Annotated in this window: 18 protein-coding genes; 8 read left to right on the top strand and 10 right to left on the bottom strand. The window is 65.3% G+C overall.

What is annotated here, in order from left to right:
* Positions 1 to 3: 3 nt before the first annotated feature.
* Complete coding sequence (locus tag BJ6T_RS03270) at positions 4 to 1,392, bottom strand: flavin monoamine oxidase family protein (protein WP_014490861.1); 1,389 nt, start codon at positions 1,390 to 1,392, stop codon at positions 4 to 6.
* Positions 1,393 to 1,583: 191 nt separating this feature from the next.
* Here BJ6T_RS03270 and BJ6T_RS03265 point away from each other — a divergent pair, with 191 nt between their 5' ends.
* Positions 1,584 to 2,555: a YiiX/YebB-like N1pC/P60 family cysteine hydrolase gene (locus tag BJ6T_RS03265; protein ID WP_014490860.1), complete on the top strand. Its 972-nt coding sequence runs from the start codon at positions 1,584 to 1,586 to the stop codon at positions 2,553 to 2,555.
* Positions 2,556 to 2,644: 89 nt separating this feature from the next.
* Here BJ6T_RS03265 and BJ6T_RS03260 read toward each other — a convergent pair whose 3' ends face one another.
* A complete protein-coding gene (locus BJ6T_RS03260) occupies positions 2,645 to 2,926 on the bottom strand; it encodes a metal-sensitive transcriptional regulator (protein WP_014490859.1) in 282 nt (93 codons plus the stop codon).
* 50 nt (positions 2,927 to 2,976) lie between these two features.
* Between BJ6T_RS03260 and BJ6T_RS03255 the strand changes: the two genes are divergently transcribed.
* Both BJ6T_RS03255 and nikR read left to right on the top strand, forming a co-directional pair.
* On the top strand, positions 2,977 to 5,442 hold the full coding sequence (locus tag BJ6T_RS03255) for a heavy metal translocating P-type ATPase (protein ID WP_014490858.1): 2,466 nt from the start codon (positions 2,977 to 2,979) through the stop codon (positions 5,440 to 5,442).
* A gap of 214 nt (positions 5,443 to 5,656) precedes the next feature.
* Positions 5,657 to 6,103 (top strand): nickel-responsive transcriptional regulator NikR, encoded by a 447-nt coding sequence (gene nikR / locus BJ6T_RS03250; protein ID WP_028169707.1) that lies wholly within the window; start codon positions 5,657 to 5,659, stop codon positions 6,101 to 6,103.
* 171 nt (positions 6,104 to 6,274) lie between these two features.
* Here the strand turns inward: nikR and BJ6T_RS03245 are convergent, their stop codons facing one another.
* Positions 6,275 to 7,918, bottom strand: coding sequence for a S53 family peptidase (locus tag BJ6T_RS03245; RefSeq protein ID WP_014490856.1), 1,644 nt, complete (start codon positions 7,916 to 7,918; stop codon positions 6,275 to 6,277).
* A 287-nt stretch (positions 7,919 to 8,205) separates the two neighbouring features.
* Here BJ6T_RS03245 and BJ6T_RS03240 point away from each other — a divergent pair, with 287 nt between their 5' ends.
* From BJ6T_RS03240 to BJ6T_RS03230, 3 genes are all read left to right on the top strand, one after another.
* Positions 8,206 to 9,378 carry a phosphorylase family protein gene (locus BJ6T_RS03240; protein WP_014490855.1) on the top strand — a complete coding sequence of 391 codons (1,173 nt, stop codon included), beginning with the start codon at positions 8,206 to 8,208 and terminating at the stop codon, positions 9,376 to 9,378.
* Positions 9,379 to 9,443: 65 nt separating this feature from the next.
* Positions 9,444 to 11,471, top strand: coding sequence for a S8 family serine peptidase (locus tag BJ6T_RS03235; RefSeq protein ID WP_014490854.1), 2,028 nt, complete (start codon positions 9,444 to 9,446; stop codon positions 11,469 to 11,471).
* 187 nt (positions 11,472 to 11,658) lie between these two features.
* Positions 11,659 to 12,399: a sulfate transporter family protein gene (locus tag BJ6T_RS03230; RefSeq protein WP_014490853.1), complete on the top strand. Its 741-nt coding sequence runs from the start codon at positions 11,659 to 11,661 to the stop codon at positions 12,397 to 12,399.
* A 20-nt stretch (positions 12,400 to 12,419) separates the two neighbouring features.
* Here BJ6T_RS03230 and BJ6T_RS03225 read toward each other — a convergent pair whose 3' ends face one another.
* From BJ6T_RS03225 to nth, 3 genes are all read right to left on the bottom strand, one after another.
* A complete protein-coding gene (locus BJ6T_RS03225; protein WP_014490852.1) occupies positions 12,420 to 14,048 on the bottom strand; it encodes an MFS transporter in 1,629 nt (542 codons plus the stop codon).
* Positions 14,035 to 15,177, bottom strand: coding sequence for an HlyD family secretion protein (locus BJ6T_RS03220; protein ID WP_028169706.1), 1,143 nt, complete (start codon positions 15,175 to 15,177; stop codon positions 14,035 to 14,037). The genes BJ6T_RS03225 and BJ6T_RS03220 overlap by 14 nt, the downstream gene beginning before the upstream one ends.
* Positions 15,178 to 15,272: 95 nt before the next feature.
* The gene (gene nth, locus BJ6T_RS03215; protein ID WP_014490850.1) at positions 15,273 to 16,040 is read right to left on the bottom strand and encodes an endonuclease III; all 768 of its coding nucleotides are present in this window, start codon (positions 16,038 to 16,040) and stop codon (positions 15,273 to 15,275) included.
* Between the two features lie 22 nt (positions 16,041 to 16,062).
* Here nth and BJ6T_RS03210 point away from each other — a divergent pair, with 22 nt between their 5' ends.
* Together BJ6T_RS03210 and BJ6T_RS03205 are read left to right on the top strand one after the other, a co-directional pair.
* Positions 16,063 to 16,581 (top strand): DUF2244 domain-containing protein, encoded by a 519-nt coding sequence (locus BJ6T_RS03210; protein ID WP_014490849.1) that lies wholly within the window; start codon positions 16,063 to 16,065, stop codon positions 16,579 to 16,581.
* Positions 16,582 to 16,636: 55 nt separating this feature from the next.
* Positions 16,637 to 17,533, top strand: coding sequence for a methylated-DNA--[protein]-cysteine S-methyltransferase (locus BJ6T_RS03205; RefSeq protein WP_014490848.1), 897 nt, complete (start codon positions 16,637 to 16,639; stop codon positions 17,531 to 17,533).
* Positions 17,534 to 17,656: 123 nt separating this feature from the next.
* Here BJ6T_RS03205 and BJ6T_RS03200 read toward each other — a convergent pair whose 3' ends face one another.
* The 4 genes from BJ6T_RS03200 to BJ6T_RS03185 form a co-directional block, all read right to left on the bottom strand.
* Positions 17,657 to 18,280 carry a 2,3-bisphosphoglycerate-dependent phosphoglycerate mutase gene (locus BJ6T_RS03200; protein ID WP_014490847.1) on the bottom strand — a complete coding sequence of 208 codons (624 nt, stop codon included), beginning with the start codon at positions 18,278 to 18,280 and terminating at the stop codon, positions 17,657 to 17,659.
* 106 nt (positions 18,281 to 18,386) lie between these two features.
* A complete protein-coding gene (dapB, locus tag BJ6T_RS03195) occupies positions 18,387 to 19,202 on the bottom strand; it encodes a 4-hydroxy-tetrahydrodipicolinate reductase (protein WP_028169705.1) in 816 nt (271 codons plus the stop codon).
* Positions 19,203 to 19,305: 103 nt separating this feature from the next.
* On the bottom strand, positions 19,306 to 20,316 hold the full coding sequence (locus tag BJ6T_RS03190) for a M23 family metallopeptidase (protein WP_225894914.1): 1,011 nt from the start codon (positions 20,314 to 20,316) through the stop codon (positions 19,306 to 19,308).
* A gap of 17 nt (positions 20,317 to 20,333) precedes the next feature.
* Entirely contained in the window at positions 20,334 to 21,416 is a 1,083-nt protein-coding gene (locus BJ6T_RS03185; protein WP_014490844.1) for a helix-turn-helix transcriptional regulator, read from the bottom strand.

Below are 21,416 nucleotides of genomic sequence, written 5' to 3'. Positions count from 1 at the left end.
GCCCTACTGCCGCGGCGCGCGGCGCTTCTTCGTCGACTGCGTCGGCACGTCGGCCGACTCGTCCTTGAGCGCGCCGATCTTGCGCAAGGCCGCATCCGCCGCGCGCTCGCCGCTTTCCCAGGCGCCGTCGACGGTGCCCCACAGCGTCTCGTGCGTGGCTTCGCCGGCGAGAAACATGTTGCCGATCGGCTCGGTCAGGATTTTTCGCGAGAGCTGCCCGCCGGGCGAGGATGCCGACATCGCGCCCATCACGAAAGGCGAGGCGTTCCAACGCGTCGCGGTGGTCTTCTGCACGGTGGCGGCCGCTTCGCTGCCGAACAGCTTCGCGATCCATTCCCTGGCGAAGGCGACCATCGCCTTCTCGCCCTGCTCGGAGAGATCGCGGCCGAACGAGCCGCCGACATCGATCGAACACAGTGAGGAGCCGCCGATATTGGCGAGCATCAGCGCCGTGCGCGTCGAATTACTCTGCTCGATGAGGATGTCGTCGCGCGAGAGCCCCAGCGGATTACCCGGCAGTTGCAGCACGATGCGATCGTAGCTGCCGAGCGTGAGCTTCGACGCGGCATCGAGCGTGCGCTTGGGAATATCAGGCCCGAACTTGATCGCGCCCGACGTCAGCAAATTGGTCGAGACCGTGACGATGGCGGCGCGTGCGGCGATCCTGCCGGATGGCGTCTCCACGCTGACATCGCGATTGCTCCAGGCAATCCTGCTCACCGGCGTCGACAGCGCCACCGGCGCCTGTTCGCCGAGCCTGGTGATCAGGGTCCCCAGGCCCTGGCGGCAGGCGATCGCGGCATTGCGGTCCTGCGCGCGCGCCTTGTCGATCGCCGACAGATCCTTGAGGTCTTTGCCCGCAAAGCTCGCACCGAGCACGAATTCGGCCGCACCGGCCCAGTCGCCGAGATCCTTCGGCAGCACCGAGGCGCAGGCCGTATCGAGCTTGCCGCGCGCGGCATCGTCGATGGCGCGGTTGGCGCGCACCAGCGCCGCCAGGAACTGTTCGGTCTCGCCCGCGCGCGCATTGCGGCGGCCGATACGCATCTTCTGGCCGGTCGGTGCCGGCAGCACGTCGAGCCCGGCACTGCGCGCCAGCCGGATCATCGAATTGGTCTCGGGGTTGTGCATCCAGCGCGCGCCGCGATCGAACGGCACGTCGAAGGTCGTGCTGTCCGTGATACAGCGGCCCCCGATCTGGGATGCGGCTTCCACGACCACGACCTTGCGATTGGCCGCCATGATGCGCCGCGCCGCGGCAATTCCGGCCGCTCCCGCACCGATCACGACAATGTCGGCCTCGCGCGGCAGGGGTGCGGCAGTCGCGCGCAGGACCGGCATCGCGGCAAGAGCCGCCGTCGCCGATAGGAAGCCGCGGCGCGTGATTGTCATGTCATGGTTTCCGGGAACTTGCGGCGAACGGGAACAGCCCGCGAACCTTGCTGCATCTGGTGTTGCACGGCAACCATCATGGTGAATCAATCGTGCTTGATCTCACAGAGTGATGAACCGAATTGCAACACGTTTCGACCATGATAGAGAAGGGAAAAAGACGGCCGGAAAAGGCCGTGGGGGAGTTTGAAATGGGGACGGTTCTGGACTCAGTCGGCAAGCTGATTGCCGCGTATCTCTCGAAGGAGGTGCCGGGCTACGAGCCGTTCACGCCGAGCGACCCGGAGCACCTGCGCGGCGTCATCGAGCCCGGCGACGTGCTGCTGGTCGAGGGCAACAACCGCATCTCCGGCATCATCAAATATCTGACGCAGTCGACCTGGTCCCATGCCGCGCTCTATGTCGGTCCGGTCGAGGGCGCCACGGAGCCCAACGGCGAGCCGCACGTGCTGATCGAAGCCAATATCGGCGAGGGCGTCACCTCGGCACCGCTGTCGAAATATTTCCCGTATCACACCCGCCTCTGCCGCCCGGTCGGGCTGTCCTATGAGGACCGCACCACGGTCTGCCGCTATGCGATCAACCGCATCGGCTTCGGCTACGACACCAAGAACATCATCGACCTGATGCGCTTCCTGTTCCCGCTGCCGATCCCGCAACGCTGGCGACGGCGCATGATCGCGATCGGATCGGGCGATCCGACAAAAATCATCTGCTCGGCACTGATCGCGCAGGCGTTCGATGCCGTGCGCTATCCGATCCTGCCGAAGATCACCAAGGCCGGCAGCCGCGCCGCCCGCCGCGAGATCCTGCACATCCGCGATTCCTCGCTGTACATGCCCCGCGACTTCGACATCTCGCCCTATTTCGAAGTCGTCAAACCCACCATCGTGCACGGCTTCGACTACACCGCGCTGCACTGGGCCGACAAGCAGAAGCCGCTCGAGGAGGTAGCGGGCACATTCAGTGTGTTTCCAGAAACGCTCCGTGCGCCGCCGCTCGTTCCTGAGACGGTTGACGAAGAAGCGCCGGCTGAAGTTCCGGCTGAAGAAGTGAGCGCGCAGCCTGCCGAGATGGGCGCCAACTGCTCCGAGCATTTTGTGCTGCTGAACGAACTGGCGATGTACCGCGCGCGGGGACGCGCGCAGGAGATGGCGGCGTAGCCCCGCTGTCGTCCCCGCGAACGCGGGGAGAGACGTTGCACCGCTCTTTCCACCGTCGCTGCGCTCCTCGCAATGACGATGGTGAGAGCCTACCGTTCCGCCCGCCCGATCACCGCCATCAGCTCCGCGATCTTCTCGCGCTGATCGGCCTTGTCGCCGCTCGCGATCGCGTGCTCGACACAATGGGCGACGTGATCCGTTTTCCAGGAACCCTCTTCCTCGACCCGGCGCAGCGCGGCACGCACGGCCGAGATCTGCGTCACGATGTCGATGCAATAGCGGTCCTCCTCGACCATCTTCGAGAGGCCGCGAACCTGACCCTCGATCCGGCCAAGACGTTTTCCGACGGATGCCTTGATGTCCTTGCGCATGCGCTCTATATACCCCCATAGGGTATATATTGCAAGGCCGGAGCATGGCAATGAACGACGCCGACCACGGGCACCATCACACGTCGGAAACATCTTCCGGATGCGGCTGTTCCGGCAAGGCAGCCCCCAAGGCTGCTCCGCCAGCCGACAAGCCCGCAGCGTCCTCCTGCTGCGGCGGACACGGCGATCATGCCAAGCATCACGCGCATGACCATGGCGCCGCCGCGACCAAGGTCCTCGATCCCGTCTGCGGCATGACGGTCGATCCCGCGACCTCGAAGCATCACCACACGCATCACGGCGAGGCCTTCCATTTCTGCTCGGCCGGCTGCCGCACCAAATTCGCCGCCGATCCCGCAAAATATCTCGCAAGAGAGAAGGCGCCCGAACCCGAGATGCCGGCAGGCACGATCTACACCTGTCCGATGCATCCGGAGATCCGCCAGGCCGGACCCGGCAGCTGCCCGATCTGCGGCATGGCGCTGGAGCCGGAGGTCGCGAGCCTGGAGACCGGACCCAATCCCGAGCTTGCCGACATGACGCGGCGGTTCTGGATTGGTGGCGCGCTGGCGCTGCCGGCGGTGGTGCTGGAGATGGGCGGCCATCTCGCCGGCCCTCACGACTGGATCGATCCGGTGCTGTCGAACTGGATTCAGCTCGCCTTCGCCACACCCGTCGTGCTGTGGGCCGGCTGGCCGTTCTTCGTCCGCGGCTGGCAGTCTCTGGTCACCCGCAACCTCAACATGTTCACGCTGATCGCGATGGGCACGGGCGTCGCCTATGTCTACAGCGTCGTCGCGACCGTCGTGCCGCAGATTTTCCCAGCGACCTTCCGCGGTCATGATGGCGCCGTTGCCGTCTATTTCGAGCCCGCCGCTGTGATCACCGTGCTGGTGCTGCTCGGGCAGGTGCTGGAGCTGCGCGCCCGCGACGCGACGTCGGGCGCGATCAAGGCGCTGTTGCAGCTTGCGCCCAAGACCGCGCGCCGCGTCGATGCCGATGGTGGCGAGCACGAGGTCGAGATCGATGCGCTCCACGCCGGCGACCATTTGCGCGTCCGCCCCGGCGAGAAGGTGCCGGTCGACGGAATCATCCTCGAGGGACGCTCCGCGCTCGACGAATCCCTCGTCACCGGCGAATCGATGCCGGTCACCAAGGAGCCAGGCGCAAAAGTGATCGCCGGGACGCTCAACCAGTCCGGCGGTTTCATCATGCGCGCCGACAAGGTCGGGCGCGAGACGCTGCTGTCGCAGATCGTGCAGATGGTTGCGGACGCGCAGCGCTCGCGCGCACCGATCCAGCGGCTGGCCGATCAGGTCGCGGGCTGGTTCGTGCCGACCGTGATCGCCGTCGCCATCGCCGCCTTTGCCGCCTGGGCCTGGTTCGGACCGGAGCCGCGGCTGGCGTTCGGCCTCGTTGCCGCCGTCAGCGTGCTGATCATCGCCTGCCCCTGCGCACTCGGCCTGGCGACCCCGATGTCGATCATGGTCGGCGTCGGCCGCGGCGCGCAGGCAGGCGTCCTGATCAAGAACGCCGAGGCGCTGGAGCGGATGGAGAAGATCGACACGCTGGTGGTCGACAAGACCGGGACGCTGACCGAGGGCAAGCCGAAGGTCGTTGCGATCGTTCAGGCTGCCGGCTTTGCGGAGGACGACATCCTCCGCATTGCCGCCAGCGTCGAGCGCGCCAGCGAGCACCCCCTCGCCGACGCCATCGTGCGCGCCGCGAAAGAGAAGCAACTCACCCTCGCTCAGGTCGAACAGTTCGACTCGCCGACGGGCAAGGGCGCGACCGGAAAAATCGACGGCAAGAGCATCGTGCTCGGCAACGCGAAATATCTGGGGTCGATCGGCATCGACACCAGGGCGCTCGATGCCGAGGCCGAACGGATGCGCCAGGACGGCGCCACCGTGATCAACATGGCTGTGGACGGCAAGCTGGCCGGCCTGTTCGCGATCGCCGATCCAGTCAAGGCCTCGACCCCGGAAGCGCTGAAGGCGCTGGCCGATGACGGCATCAAGGTCATCATGCTGACCGGCGACAATCGCACGACGGCGGAAGCGGTGGCGCGCCGGCTCGGTATCGCCGAGGTCGAGGCCGAGGTTCTGCCCGACCAGAAGAGCGCGGTGGTGACGAAGCTGCAAAAGGCCGGGCGCAGCGTCGCGATGGCGGGCGACGGCGTCAACGACGCGCCCGCATTGGCGGCCGCCGAGGTCGGCATCGCCATGGGCACCGGCACGGACGTGGCGATGGAGAGCGCCGGCGTCACCCTGCTGGGCGGTGATCTCACCGGCATCGTGCGTGCGCGAAAACTGTCGCAGGCGACCATGAGCAACATCCGGCAAAACCTGTTCTTCGCCTTCATCTACAACGCCGCCGGCATTCCGATCGCGGCCGGCATCCTCTATCCGGCGTTCGGTATCCTGCTGTCCCCGATCATCGCCGCGGCGGCGATGGCGCTGTCCTCGGTGAGCGTGGTCGGGAATGCGCTGCGGCTGCGCGGGACCCGGCTGTGAGGATGACGGTGCGCTCCCTCGCCCCGTTCTTACGGGGCCGCGACGAGCTTCGCTCGCACTGAGAGGGGCGGGGTGAGGGGCTGCTTCCGCGACCACGGTGACAATTGGACTCGTGGAGAGTCCCCCTCACCCGGAATTCAAGCTACGCTTGAATTCCGACCTCTCCCCGCAAGCGGGGCGAGGTAGCAAGAGCGGTGCGCGCGGAGAGGACCTGATGCAGCGGATTACGATCACCATCGAGGACGATCTTTTGGCCGAGATCGACGCGGCGGCGGAAGCGCGCGGCTACCAGAACCGCTCCGAGATCATCCGCGACCTCGCGCGCGCCGGCCTGCAACAGAGCACCGAGGACACCGCGCAAACCGGCCCCTGCGTCGCCGGCCTCGTCTACGTCTACGACCACGCCGCGCGTGATCTCTCGAAGCGCCTGGTGCAGGAATTCCACGGCCACCACGACCTCGCGCTGGCCACCCTGCACGTCCATCTCGACGACAACAATTGCATGGAGATGACGGCGCTGCGCGGCGACGCCGGCGAGGTCAGGCATTTCGCCGACCACATCATCGCCGAACGCGGCGTCCGCTACGGCCGCGTGGTGATGATCCCGACGGGTGAAGGGAAGCAGGCGAAGGTGCGCAAGCACGGGCACCGGCACGAGTAGCTGGGAGCTTGTGTGCCCCGGACGCAGTGCAGCGCTTCTTCCGCGGTGCGCCGCAGAGCCGGGGCACATCTCGCCACAAATTCCTGGGTCCCGGCTCAGCAGCGCGTCATTGCATGCCGCGCTGCGTCCGGGACACGAGAGTTAGGCCTCTTCCCGCGAGGGAAGAACCGATCACGCCGAGAGCAAATTCTGCAGCGCTTCGCCGTTGGGGACGCCGAGGCCGGAGCAGGCATCCCAGCCGGGGCCGGCCTTGTACATGCCATGCAGATCGCCGGTGATGTCATTGTTGCCGACCGTGATGTCGCGGAACACGCCTTGCGTGTGCGCGGCGTAGATCAGCGGGTTGATGAAGCCGACGGTCTTGCCGAATTTCTTCGTCGTCGCCTCGTTGATGCGGGCGATCAACCCCGCCATCAGCGGCGCCACGGCACTTGTGCCGCCGATGGTGGTGCCGACGCCGTTGAGGAAGATCTCGTAGCCGGTCGCGGGATCGGCATCGCCGGCAACATCGGGCACCCCGCGGCCGTTGTGATGCGTCGGTGATTTCGGCACATGGGCCTGGGCCTGGTATTGCGGCCGCGGGAACACGACGCTAACACCACCGCCGCCTGCGCCACCCTGCGGCCCGCCGTTCCAGACCACCTCGTTGATATGGCCGTTCGGCGCCTTCAGATTGGTGCCGCCGCAGGCCAGTGCAAACGGGCTCGAGGCCGGGAAATCTGCGTGCGGCTTACCGTCCCAGTCCGCGCCCATGTCGGCCGAACCATTGTCGCCGGAGGCAACGCAGACGGTGACGCCCATCGCGGCGGCGTCGCGGATCGCCTCGTTCAGGCCGTCGACGAATTGCTGCGAGCCTTCCTGGTCTTCCGGCCCGCCCCAGCTGATCGAGATCACCGAAGGTTTTCGCGCGGTGTCGTGGACGGCGGCCTTGACCGCATCGATGAAGCCGTTGGTGGTGTTGGGGGCGAAATAGACCACGATCCTGGCGCCGGGCGCGATCGCACCGGCCACCTCGATGTCGAGCACGACCTCGCCGTCGGCGTCGGAATGGCCGGGCTTGTTGGCGCCGCCGTCGACGCTCGCGGGTGCGATCTTCGGCATCGGGATGCCCGCCCTCTTGAAGAAGGTGCGCAGGTCTGACGTTTTGTAGCCGGCGCCCGTGGGATGGCCCTTCTGGTCGATATCGTTGAGCTCGATGATGGCGATGCACTGGCCGGCGCCGGTCTCGCCGCCCGGGAAATTGTAGAGCTGGGCGATCTGATCGACCGAGAAGCTGCCGCCCTGCGCGGCGCGTGCGGCAGCGCCCTTCCGCGGCAGCTTGCGGCGGAAGTGGGGTTGCGCCACCGGCCGGTTGTCCAGGCCGTGCACGCCGACCACGATACCTGCGAGCTCCGCCGGGATCTGCACGCTACCTTTACGCATGCGATGGGTCGCGCCCTCGTACCTGACCTTGTTGAGCTTGACGCCGAAGGCTGCGCTCATGGCCTTCACCGTGCCGGTCAGCTTCACGGTGCGGGACGCCAGATGCACGCTCTTGACGTTGAGATCGTGGCGATGCGCGAAATCGTCGATCTTGGCGACGTCGGCGGGGTCCGCGCCCATCGCTGCGCCGAACTCGGCACGCGAGAGATACTGGCGCTCGCGCGGCGGTTGCGCGCCGAGCGCCATCACCTGCTCATCGTCGGCCCGCTTCGCGCGCAGGCGGACGCTGATCTCGATTTCCTGCTTGGGGTCGGCCGCGCCGACGAGCTTGGCCCCCTTCGGCAATTTCCGTGCGCTGTTCGCCAGCGCCACGCGCGTGGTCGAGCTTGCCATGACTTCCTCCGTTTGTGATTGGAAGACAGATTGTCGCACCTCAACTATAGGTGTAATCTCAAGCCCAAATTGGTTCAGGCATTTGAGCGATATTTTTTCCAGAAACCTCTTATTTGGCAGGGGCAATATCCGACTGGCTCGGATCGGCACGGAATCGGTCAATATTCACGACCATTCGGCGACAAGGATTTCGATTTAAAATTGCAACCGTTGGCTTGTCTGGCCGACCAACGGAAGACGCTCGTCAAAATCAGACGTCTGAAAATCAATTTGGCGGAGACAATGCGATGCGTGCTGACCGCAAATGGGTTGAGAGAAATCTCGGTTTTGATCCGATCACGACGCCGCCCCCTCCCGACACCTTCGTGGTGAAACGCGTGGCCAAGGGCGCGGTGAAGAGATCCGCGAAGGTCACGACCGAAGACTTTCGGCGCGAGATCATCGATTTCGATTCCGAGTCGAGCGAGGGCCGCGAGTTCATGGCCTTCTCGACCTCGACCGGGCTGTCGCGCTTCACCGACATTGCCTGGCCGAAAGGGCTGGCGCCGCAAACCGGGCCGAAGCCGAAGGGCAACGGCAAGGGACCGCTGCCGCGCGCCGACGTCCTGGTCGTGACCTGGACCGTCGACGAGGGCCACGCCCTCAGCCGCGTGCTGACGCCGGGCAAGGACTCCCGCAACGACTACGTACCCTATACGCATAATTACGCGGCCATCTCCAAGAAGATGCGCAACGGGTGTCCGGCCAAGGAGCTGAAACGGCTCGGGACCTACTGGACCACCACGATCGGCAAGAAGAAGGTCGTGATCTTCAAATCCGATTCGCACATGTCGCAGGACGGCCCGCAACTGCCGAACATCGACGTCTGGCGCCAGATCATCACCGAGGTGCAGCCGACGCTCGTCATCACCACGGGCACGGCCGGCGGCATCGGCAAGGAATTCGAGGTCGGCGACGTCGTCGTCAGCCCGATCGTTCGCTTCGACTGCCTGTCGAAGTTCAAGAAGCAGCCGTTCGCGCAGGATCATTTTTCTAGCAGATCCGCCGTGACGAAGAAGTTCGCGCAGGCCAAGACGCTGTTCAAGGCCAATGCCGGGCAATTGCCGAAGGACAATACAAGGGCGCCGAAGATCTTCGTCGTGAAGCCGAGCGGCCTGTCCTCCTCCGTGGTCACCACCGACTTCTTCGGCTTCGACACCTCGGACGACCACTTCCATCTCCAGGGGCTCGGCGACGTCTCCGAAATGGGCGATGCCATCCTTGGCCTGGTCGCGCAGGAGATGGGCGACAAGGCGCCGCGCTGGCTCGCGATCCGCAACGTCTCCGATCCGCAGATCAAGGCCGAGGGCACCCTGCAGCAGCAGGAGCAGATCGCCGCCCAGATCTACAAGGGGTTCGGCCGCTGGAGCACGGTCTGTAGCGCCATCACCTGCTGGGCCAGCATCGCGGCGGAGCCTTGAGCCGAGCGATCCGGCCGGCGCAGACGACAAAGGACGGACGATCAATCAGGGAGAGGGGAACGGCCATGGCGCAGATCACGATCAACGGCATCACGATCGATCCTTCGGCTCCGCACGCGGAACGCGCGGCGCTGTCGCTGGATCATGCGAATGCGAAGGAATCCGACTACATCATCGTGCAGACCAACCAGCCGCTCAACGCCGAGCGCAGAGAACAACTCGCCAAGGCCGGCGCCGAGATCCTGGAAGCCGTCCCGGGCAGCGCAGTCATCTGTCACTTTCCGGCGGCCGGGCTCGACAAGGTGCGGAAACTGCCGTTCGTGACATGGGCAGACCTCTACCCGGGCATCGTGAAGATCGCGCCGGCACTGCGCAACCTGGACACCCAACCGGGAGGCGTCGCCGCGGCGCGCGCGCTTGCGGCAAGGCCGGCGGCGCTCGACCGCACCAGCGTGACCGTCGACGTCATGCTCCACCGCAATGTCGGCGTGAAGGCCGCCGCGAAGAAGATCGCGGAAGCGGCGCATGTGCAGCTCGACGACGTCGTCCCGGGCACCACCAAGGTGCGCGTGACGCTGAAGATGCGCCGTCTTGCCGACGTCGCGGCGCTCGACGAGGTGCGCAGCGTCGAGAAGGTCTTTCCCCGCAAGCTGCTCAACAACATCGCGCGGGGCATTCTTCGCGTTCCCGCGGCGACGCCGAGCAATGGCGGCGAAGGCGCCGGCGAGATCATCGCGATCGCCGATACCGGTTTCGACAAGGGATCGACCACGAACACGCACCCGGCCTTCAAGGGGCGCGTCAAGAAGCTCTACGGGCTCGGGCGGCCCGGGCGCAAAGACGATCCTGATGGTCACGGCACCCATGTCGCGGGCTCTGCCCTCGGCGACGGTGTATCGAAAAGTGACGGGCCGATCCGCGGCACGGCTCCCGGCGCCAAGCTGGTTCTGCAATCCGTGCTCGACAGCGGCGGCAATCTCGGCGGCCTGCCCGACAGCCTCGACGCGCTGTTCGGCCCGCCCTACAAGACGGACAAGGCGCGAATCCATTCCAACTCCTGGGGCAGCGTCGGAAATTTCGGCGTGTATGACTCGCAAGCCAACGAGCTCGACACGTTCGTCTACGCGCACCGCGACATGCTGATCTGCTTCGCCGCCGGAAATGAGGGCAGCGACAAGGATGGCAATGGCCAGGTCGACCCCAACTCCGTGACGCCGCCGGGGACGGCCAAGAACTGCCTCACCATCGGCGCCTGCGAGAACAATCGTCCCAACGAGGCCATGACCTACGGCAGGGCATGGCCAGACGATTTTCCGGCCACGCCGATCAGCTCCGATCGTGTGGCAAACAATCCCGAAGGGATGGTGGCGTTCAGCAGCCGCGGACCCACCAACGACGAACGCATCAAGCCCGACGTCGTGGCGCCAGGATCGTTCATTCTGTCAACCCGATCCCGCGCCACGAAATCGAAGGGATGGAAGCTCTCGCAAGACCCGCTCTACATGTTCGAGGGCGGTACCAGCATGGCGACACCGCTGGTGGCCGGGTCCGTCGCGGTGATCCGGGCGTTCCTGAGGAAAAGCCAGGGACTGAAGTCGCCGAGCGCCGCACTGCTCAAGGCGCTCATCATCAACGGAGCGCGCAGTCTTGCCGGACAATACCATCCGTCGGAGGCCGGGTCCGTCGCGAACAACAGCCAGGGCTTCGGCCGGGTCGACGTTCAGGCCGTGGTCGGCCCCCATGCCGCGAACGAAGAGCTGCAGTTCTTCGACGAGAAGAAGAAGCTGGACGCCGGCGACCGCGAAGACCGCACGGTCACGATACCGGCGGGAAGCAGCCGCCTGAAGGTCACGCTGGTCTGGACCGATCCGCCCGGCGAAGGCCTGCAAAGCGACCTCGATCTCGTCGTGGTGGCCAACAAGCAGGAACGCCATGGCAACATGCCGCCCGGCTCGAAGGACTTCGACCGCCGGAACAATGTCGAGCAGGTCATCTTCGAAAACCTGCCGCCCGGCGAAGCCGTGATATCGGTCATCGCCCATTCCATCGCGGTCGCGCCGCAGAACTACGCCCTCGTCATCAGGGTGAGCTAGAGCGTCTTCAAGCAAAGTGGCTGCTCGCGCCAAGAAGACGCCTCAAGACAAGAGCCCCGAGCTTCGGTTCTGATTCACTCAGAACCGAAGCTCCAGGCGCGGCAATCTGTCCCGGAAGGCTCGGCCTCTTGTCGAACCTTCCGGGCATGTCTACCTCTCGCGGGTGGTTTTTCTGAGAGGTACTTCGATGCTGGATGCCGCCGTCAAGGCGCTGTCGCAATTGATCTCGCCGCCGATGCGCTCGATCCTGTGGCGTTCGATTGGGCTCGCACTGGTGCTGATCATCGTGCTGGCGGTCGGCTTGCAGCGGCTGCTGAGCTGGTTTGCGACCTATGGCGAGGTCTGGCTGGAAGGCCTGCTCGGGCCGAGCTGGCATTCCTCGCTCGAGGTCCTCGCCTGGATCGTCTCGATCGCGGCGGGCCTCGGCGTCGTGTTCGGCGGCGTGTTCCTGATGCCTGCGATCACCTCGCTGGTGGCGAGCCTGTTCGTCGACGACGTCGCCGACATCGTCGAGCGCGAGCACTATCCCGCCGAGCGGCCGGGCGCTGCGCTGCCGTTCAGCCAGGCGATCTACGAGGGCGTCAAGACCGCGCTGCTGACGATCGTAGTCTATCTGGTGGCCTTGCCACTGGTCCTGTTCGCCGGTGCCGGATTCCTGATCTTCTTCGTCGCCGCCGCCTGGCTGCTCGGGCGCGAATATTTCGAGCTCGCCGCGATGCGCTTCCGCTCGCCGGAGGAAGCCAAGGCGATGCGGCGCGACAATGCTGCGACCATCTTCACCGCCGGCCTTTTCATTGCGGCCTTCGTCTCGATCCCGATCGTCAATCTGGCGACGCCGATCTTCGGCATGGCGTTCATGGTCCACATGCACAAGCGCCTGTCGGGACCGCGACCCGAGCTGATCGAGCCGGCGCGGCAGATGCGGTGAGACCTCTCTCGGCTCACCTGTCAGTTCACCTGCGCCCCGCATTTGCGCAGCAGCAGCTTGGCGAAGCCGAACGGCGCTGGCGTGAACGGGCCCGGGCGCGCCCGGGTGATTAGCGCGACGACCCCGAGCGCGGCGATCGCGAGCCAGAAGCACAGCCAGAAGCCGTCGATATAGGCGAGCACATTGGCCTCGCGCTGCACCAGATCCGCGAGCGTGCCGACCGCGCGCGCCTGCGCCAGACCGGTGCCATGGGCTGCGAAGTAATCGGCGAGCTGCTTGAGCCTACCCACCACATCGGCATCGCCGACCACAAGGTTCTGGCCGAGATAGAAGGAATGGACCTGCTCGCGCACGCGCAGCCACGTTCCCATCAGCGCGATGCCGATCTCCGCACCGCCGAGCCGCATGATCTGGATGTAGGCGGCAAAAGAGGTGGCGCGGCTCGGATCGGCGTTCGACAGCAGCGTGATGATGATCGGCAGCAGGAGCAGCGACTGCCCGACCGCCTGGAGCAGCACGATGCCGGTGAAGTCCTCGCGCGCCCAGACATGGCTGAGCTGCGTGCCCCAGAGATTGGCCGCAGCAAAGCAGGCAAAGCCCAGCACTACGACGAACCGCGTATCGAAATGCCGCAGCAGCCAGATCGAGATCGGCACCAGCACGAACATCGGCAGCGCGCCATAGGTGAGCAGCAACATCCCACTCTGCTCCGGCCGGAGCAGAACGACATTGCCGAGGAAGTTCGGCACCAGCGACGAGTTCGAGAGGCTGGTCAGCGTGTAGAGCAGGATCAGGACCAGCCCCAACCCGACATTGCGCGAGAACAGCACGTTGACATGCGCCCAGGGCTGCCGCACCAGCGACTCGTTGACGAGGAAGCCTGCGAACAGCACCACACCGCTGACGAGCAGCGCCATCACCGTGCCGGAGCCGAGCCAGTCCAGGCGATTGCCCTGATCGAGGCCGGCATAGATCATCGAGACCGCGGCGCCGAGCAGCAGCATGCCGCCCCAATCGGCCTCGCGCAGCAGCGCACGGTTCACCGGCTCGCTCGGCGTGCCCAGATAAACCATCAGGCCCATCAAGGGCGCGATCACGACGCTCTGCCAGTACAGCCATTGCCAGCCGAGATGGTCGACATAGAAGCCGACCAGGGAGCTCGACGTATCCAGCGCAAAGCCGACCCTGATCGAATAGAGCGAGATCGCCGGCACCCACCATCGGATCGGCAGGTTTCGTAACACGATCATGAGCGTCGCAGGCACGAAGGTGCCGAGCAGCAGGCCATGCACGACGCTGAGCGCGAGCAGCGTCGGATAATCGTGCACGAAGGGAATGATCAGCGACACCGCGGCGTAGACGAGGCTCGGAATGCCGAGCACGCGGCGCAGGCCGAACACGGTCGCTAGCCACGCCACCGCCGGCGCAATCAGGATCTGCGAGCCGATGCCAGCGGTCGAAAGCCAGGCGCCCTCATCGAACGAGAGCGAGAACGCACCGCGCAGGTCCGGGAGGCCGACCGTGGTCAGCCGGCTGTCGAAATTGGCGAGGAACGAGCCGAGCAGCACCGCCGCCACGGCAAACAAGGGCTGCGGCGCGATGCCGCCGCGCGAGAGAGGTCCGTGGCCGGCATCGTCATTTTCCGCCATTCGCGGCCTTCGTGTCGATGCTGGTAACGACCGACATGCCCGGCACCAGCCGCGCCAGCAGCGGCTGATTGTCGTCGAACTGGATGCGCACGGGAATGCGCTGCACGACCTTGGTGAAATTGCCGGTCGCATTGTCCGGCGGCAGCAGGGCCACTTGGGCGCCGGTCGCGGGCGCTATGCGCTCGACCTTGCCGCGCAGCTTCTCGCGCGGGAAGCCATCGACGGTGATCTCGACCGGCTGTCCCGGCGCGACATGAGTGAGCTGAGTCTCCTTGTAGTTCGCGATCACATAGACCTTCGGCAGCGGCACCACGTTGATGAGGTTGGTGCCGATGTTGACGTAGTCGCCGGGCTGCACCTGGCGCTCGCCGACGACGCCGTCGAACGGCGCGGTGATCCTGGTATAGCCGAGCTTCAGCTTCGCGCTCGCCAGCGTCGCCTTGGCCGCCGCGACATCGGCGGCGCGCTGCTTCTTGGTGCCCTGCAGAACTTCGAGTTGATGCTGCTGCGCGGCGATGACGGCGCGACTGGCACGCACGTCGGCCTGCGCCTTCGCATAGCCCGCGACGGCCTGTTCCAGCCGCTGCCGCGTGCCGGCTTCCGTCTGCGTCAGCGATTTCTGGCGATCCTGCTCCTGCCGGGCCTCGACTTCCAATGCTTCCGCGGACAGCTGCGCGGCCTGCGCCTGCGCGATGGTCGCATATTGTAGCTCGATCTGGTTGCTCAGATTGTCGAGCACGGCTTGCGCGGCGGCGACAGCGGCCTCGGACTGCGCGACCTGGGCCTGGTAGTCGGCGGGATCGATCTGGATCAGGAGATCGCCGGCCTTGACGCGCTGGAAGTCGGTCACCCCGACGGTCAGCACTTCGCCGGAGACGCGGCTTGCAAGCCGCGTCAGATCGGCGCGCACATAGGCGTCGTTGGTGGTCTGGACCACGGCGTTGCCGACCCATTCGTCGAAGCGCAGCGTCGCCAGTGCGACGAAAGCGAGCGCGACGATGACGGCGAACAACGGGATCGCGAGCCGGCTCCACAACGAGCTGGCTGGCGGCTGCGTTGGCTTGGGCGGCGCGATTGGAGCGGGAGGAGCGGCAGCAGGTGGCGGTGCGATCTGTTCTTGTTGACTCACGGATGACCCCAAACCACTTGTTCAAACACGAATCTCACCATTGTCATTCCGGGATGGTCCGAAGGACCAGACCCGGAATGACGGAGGCCTCCACCTCACACCGTCTTCTCCGGCCATCGGCAGAGATCGTTGATCAGGCAAACCTCGCAGCGCGGCTTGCGCGCGAGGCAAGTATAGCGGCCGTGCAGAATCAGCCAATGATGGGCGTGCAGCATGAACTCGGCCGGGATCACCTTTTCGAGACCAAGCTCGACTTCGAGCGGCGTCTTGCCGGGAGCGAGCCCCGTGCGGTTGCCGACGCGGAACACATGCGTGTCCACCGCCATGGTGTGCTCGCCGAAGGCCATGTTGAGCACCACGTTGGCGGTCTTGCGGCCAGCACCGGGCAGCGACTCGATCTCGGCGCGCGTGCGCGGCACCTCGCCGCCGAATTCGCTGAGCACCTTTGCCGACAGCGCAATCACGTTCCTGGCCTTGGTGCGATAGAGGCCGATGGTCTTGATGTACTCGCGCAAGCGTTCCTCGCCGAGGTCGAGCATCTTCTGCGGCGTGTCGGCGATCTCGAACAATGCGCGCGTCGCCTTGTTGACCCCGGCATCGGTGGCCTGCGCCGACAGCACCACCGCGACCAGCAGCGTGAACGGATTGACGTGCTCGAGCTCGCCTTTCGGCTCCGGATTGGCCTTGCGGAAACGGCTGAAGACCTCGTGGATCTCGGCCGGCGTCCAAGGTTTGGTGGACTTGGGTCTTGTGGCCTTGAGCGATTTCCTGGCGGGAGCCTTCGGCTTCGCAACTATCGCCTTTGCCTCTTTCTTCGGCACGGACGCTTTGCGCGGCGCCGGCTTGCGGGTGATTTTCGCCATGATCGGGATATACTGAGGGACGATGAGCACAGGCAACGAAATTGAGCGCGAGAGCGAAGTGCAGATCTTCTCCGCACTGCTGACACCGCACCGCTCACTGAACCGCACCGGCTTCCTCGCCGTGATGCTGTTCCTGAGCGCGGTGAGCTTCGCCACCGGGCTCGCCTTCCTGATGAAGGGCGCCTGGCCGGTGCTCGGCTTTTTCGGCCTCGACGTGCTCGTCGTCTGGTGGGCCTTCAAGGCCAATTTCCGCACGGCGCGGGCGCGCGAGGAGATCTCGGTCACGACGTCGGAGCTGCGGGTGCGGCGCGTCAGTCATCGCGGCCAGGTCGCCGAATGGACATTCAATCCGCTCTGGGTCCGCCTCGACATGGAGGTCGACGAGGATTTTGGCATCGAGCATCTCTATCTGATCTCGCGCGGCCACCAGATCCAGATCGCCCGCTTCCTCGGTCCGGACGAAAAGGCAAGTTTTTATAAAGGCTTGGCTGAGGCTTTGAACGCCGCCAAGCGCGGCCCGACCTACAACCCGATCTCCTGAGTCCGGATCGGAAATCGGGTGGTTTCGGCCCGGCGCCACGCCTACATTTCCACGCATGATGACACTCGCCATAAATGACCAGCGCCTGGCCAAGCCGGGCTCCCAGAACGCCGCGTTGCGCGATTACGACTCCGTGCGTCGGGCGATCGCGTTCATCTCGGAGAACTGGCGCACCCAGCCGGCCATCGAAGCGATGGCGGATGCGGCGGGTGTCACGCCGGATGAGCTGCACCATCTGTTCCGTCGCTGGGCCTCGATCACGCCGAAGGCGTTCATGCAGGCGCTGACGCTCGATCACGCCAAGGCACTGTTGCGGGACTCCGCGAGCATTCTCGATGCCGCGCTCGACTCGGGTCTTTCAGGACCGGGCCGGCTGCACGATCTGTTCGTCACCCATGAAGCGATGTCGCCCGGCGAATGGAAGAACGGCGGCGCGGGTCTGACGCTGCGCTATGGCTTCCATCCCTCGCCCTTCGGCACGGCGATCGTGATCGCCACCGACCGCGGCCTGTCAGGCCTTGCGTTCGCCGATCCCGGTGAGGAGAAGGTGGCGCTCGCCGACATGACGCGGCGATGGCGCAACGCAACTTACGTCGAGGATCACGAAGGCACCGCACCGCTCGCGCAGCGCATCTTCGACACCAAGCTGTGGCGGCCGGACCAGCCGTTGCGCGTCGTCATGATCGGCACCGATTTCGAGGTGCGGGTGTGGGAGACGCTGCTGAAGATCCCGATGGGTCGCGCGGTGTCCTATTCCGACATCGCCTGCAACATCAACAGCCCGAAGGCCTCACGCGCCGTCGGCGCTGCTGTCGGCAAGAACCCGGTCTCGTTCGTCGTGCCCTGCCACCGCGCGCTCGGCAAGAGCGGCACGCTCACCGGCTATCACTGGGGCATCACCCGCAAGCAGGCGATGCTGGGCTGGGAGGCCGGGCAGCTGGGGATGCAGTGAGCGGGCTGCCGCAGGGTGGGCAAAGGCGCACTGCGCCGTGCCCACCATTCTTCCGCGATCGTCGATGCATGGTGGGCACGCTGCGCTTTGCCCACCCTCCGGCTCTGCCGTCTGCGGCGAAGACTAGCCCGCCAGATCCAGCTTCGAGGCCACCGTCGAATCCGCGTTGAGCCGGTAGATGATCGGCACACCGGTCGCGAGCTCGCGCTTCAAGATGCCTTCGGGCGAGAGCTTTTCCAGCACCATGATCAGCGCGCGCAGCGAGTTGCCGTGGGCGGCGACCAGCGTGCGCTTGCCGTTGAGCACGCCGGGCAGGATCTCCTGCACGTAATAGGGCAGCGCGCGCGCCAGCGTATCCTTCAGGCTTTCGCCGCCGGGCGGCGGCACGTCGTAGGAGCGGCGCCAGATCAGCACCTGGTCCTCGCCCCATTTCTTGCGGGCGTCGTCCTTGTTGAGGCCGGAGAGATCGCCATAGTCGCGCTCGTTCAGCGCGAGGTCCTTGGAGGTCGGCAGGCCCTTCTGGTCGAGCTCGCCGAGAATGAGATCAAGCGTGTGCTGCGCGCGCGTCAAGACCGAGGTGTAGGCCACGTCGAACACGAGGCCCTGCGCCTTCAACTTGCGGCCAGCTTCCGTGGCTTCCTTCACGCCGAGCTCGGTGAGATCAGGATCCTTCCAGCCCGTGAACAGGTTCTTCAGATTCCACTCGCTCTGACCGTGGCGCACGAGCACGAGGAGACGTTCGCTCATTGACTGCTTTCCATTCAGGTTATTGTTGAGGAATGATCTTGGCGGAAAGCCGCTTCACATCTTGCGCTGACGCGGCCCTTCGGGTCCGGCTCATGCTCCAGCTCGCTCAGATGTCCGCGAGACCGAGCACGTCGGCCATGGAGTAGTGCCCCGGCTTCTTGCCATGCGCCCATAGCGCCGCCTTGAGCGCGCCGTGTGCGAACAGCATGCGGTCTTCGGCGAGATGCGACAGCGTCAGGCGTTCGAACGGACCGAGGAAGGTCACGCTGTGCTCGCCGGCGACGGTGCCGCCGCGCAAGGAGGCAAAGCCGATGTCGCCCGGCTTGCGCGCGCCGGTGATGCCGTCGCGGCCGCGGTCCGAATGCTCATCGAGCGAGATGCCGCGGCCGGCGGCAGCGGCCTGGCCCAGCATCAGCGCAGTGCCCGAGGGCGCATCGATCTTCATGCGGTGGTGGGTTTCCACGACTTCGATGTCGAAGCTCTCGTCGAGTGCCTTGGCGACGCGCTTGACCACCGCTGCGAGCAGATTGACGCCCAGGCTCATATTGCCCGACTGCACCACGACCGCGCGGTTGGTGACGCTCTTGATCACGGCGTTGTCGGAGGCCGACAGTCCGGTGGTGCCGATGACGTGCACGATGCCGCGCTCGGCCGCGATTGCGACATTGGCGATGGTCGCGGCCGGCACGGTGAAATCCAGGATGCCGTCGGCGTCCTTCGACATCGCCCAGAGGTCGGCCGAGAGTTTGATGCCGTTGGCCGGCAGGCCCGCAAGCACGCCGGCATCCTTGCCGAGCAGCTCCGAGCCGGGCGCCTCCAGGGCTCCCGCCAGCACCGCGCCTTCGGTGTCGGCAATCGCTCGTGCCAGCGCCCGGCCCATCCGGCCGCCTGCTCCAGCAACAATCAAACGCATATCGGACATGGTTCACCCTCTCCACGCCCTATAGCGGGAGCGGGCCGTTCCGGCAACCGATCAGGCCTTCAAAAGGCCCGTGGCGCGGGTCTCCCCGAGCACAGGTGCAACGCTAGAGCATGAGCTCCAGGTCTTTCCTGAGCACGATCTGGCCATCGCGCTCGACAACATAAGTGGCCTTATAGGAGCCGCGTTCCCACCCCCCGGGAGGCCGCTTCTTCCCCGCAAAGAGCATGAATTGCGCCTTGTTGGCCTGAAGTGGTGGAGAGCGATTTTCCGCGATGATGTTCTCAAGGGGATCCTTGATGACCAGCCATTGCGCATCGCCCGCCTTCAGCCCGATAGCCCGTACGAACGCGACGATCGCCATCGAACCGGCGGACGGCTTTTGGCTCTCGGCACTGCCGTCCTCGATGAGTTCCATCGTGACCGGCCCCGTCGTAAAGCCCGCATTGAGGATGGCTCGTTCCTGGTACTCGAGTTTCGGGCGGAGGGCAGCAAGCCAGAGCGATTGACCGCCCTCGCAAGACTCGGGGCGAACGCCGTACGCAAAGGGATCGACGACCGCGCCGTTGTGCCTCACGGTGAAATGCAGATGAGGATACTCCGTGAGGCCGGAGAGACCGACACGGCCAATCGGCTGTCCGAGGTCGACCTTGTCTCCAGGCTTGACCAACACACTGCCGGCGGCGAGGTGGCAGTACTGGGTTTCCCACTGCTCCGGATGTTCGATGACGACGCCATTGCCACATTCGGCCTCGCGCACCGCTTCGCGTCCCGATTTTGTGAAAGCGCCGTCCGCAGCGTCATTGCGTGTACGAAGAATGCGGCCGCCTGCCGCCGCGCGCACGTCCACGCCGGCCTTTTGCACTGCCAGTGAGGGCAGACGAAAATCGGTGCCGTTGTGGTCGTCATAGGTCAGCGTGCCGCATTTGTAGTCTCGCGCCGACCGCGACGGATCGAGATCCGTGTAATTCTGGATGTGGCAGGTACGGCCAGGCTCGCAGGCAACCGGCAGCGCCAATTGAATGCTCTGGGCATGGGCAGGGACGCCGGCCCCGGCCAATGCCAAGGCAGCGAACGCCCGGTAGAGGAAACCTGCGCAGCCCATGCGCCTCGACATCGCGGAGAACCCCGTACTCAGTCAGGCGAATGCTTGCCGGCCGTCCGCAATCTCATCGGACCCTCTTCGTCCAATCGACCGTCGGAGGCGGGCCGGCTCACCCAGTTCTCGCGCCTGCCAGCGCCAAAAGGCGACTGGGTGAGATGATACAGGAGAAAGAATTCCGACTGCCGGTTGATCCCCAGTTTGAGCATGATCCTCTTGGTGTAGGTCCGCACCGTTGCCTCGGTCAGCCCAAGCTCGGCTCCAATATCGCGAGGGCACTGGAATTGAAGAATTCGGGCGACGATTCTTTCCTCGGCCCAGTTCAACCCGAAGGCAGATGCGATGCAGTGCGCGCCCTGCACGTCGTCGAATTGCGGCACGACGATGAGGGCCTGTCCCAGCTTGTCATGGGTTGGAACAGCGCCGATCTTGGCGAAGGCGAATTGCTGACGATCCATCGAGAGCGGTACCGTGGTGTTGAACCATCCATGTGTCCCGCTCTCGATGAGCACCTTCCCGATTGCCCCCCGCAAGCTCTCGGTCACGGAAGCGCATGAGCCGGCGAGCCTGCCTCCTTCCATCCTGAGCAGCTCGCGCTTGGCAAGCAGCACGCGTCCACCACGATTGACTGCGTAAATGTGCAGGCCCTGGTCCACGACGATGGCGGGAAAGGTCAACTCTTCGAGCCAGAGTTGCGCATCCACCTGCCCCGGCGCTTGCCGGACAAGTGAATGAGCGGCCTTCCATAACGGGCGCACGGTATGCGCCAAACCGGGAATCTCCGATGCCGCAAGCGCGGCCGGTCGCCATCCGGCCACGAATACGACCGTGGTTCGCTCGTCGGAAGCAAACCTGCCAATGACCGAATGACTCTTTACCGGGGGTTCCGCGCCGATCAACTTGCGGACGAAGGAGGTCCGGGAATTGATCGGCTCGAGCGAGGCGACGTCCTCGGCGGTGCCCTTGCGCGCAAATCGCTCAACCATCGTCGCGCATGACGGATCGGCAGGAGCGTCTCCGATTCTGGCTTCTTCCAGCCCGGAGGCGGATAGCACAGCTACGTAGCAGCTCCGGCAGCCGAGCAATTCCGCCATGGCCTTCGCGAAATATTCCAT

It is taken from the genome of Bradyrhizobium japonicum USDA 6 (genome assembly GCF_000284375.1).
GTDB classification, from domain to species: Bacteria; Pseudomonadota; Alphaproteobacteria; order Rhizobiales; family Xanthobacteraceae; genus Bradyrhizobium; species Bradyrhizobium japonicum.
Note: the sequence above shows the minus strand (reverse complement) of the source record. Positions and strands in the feature narration are given on the sequence as shown.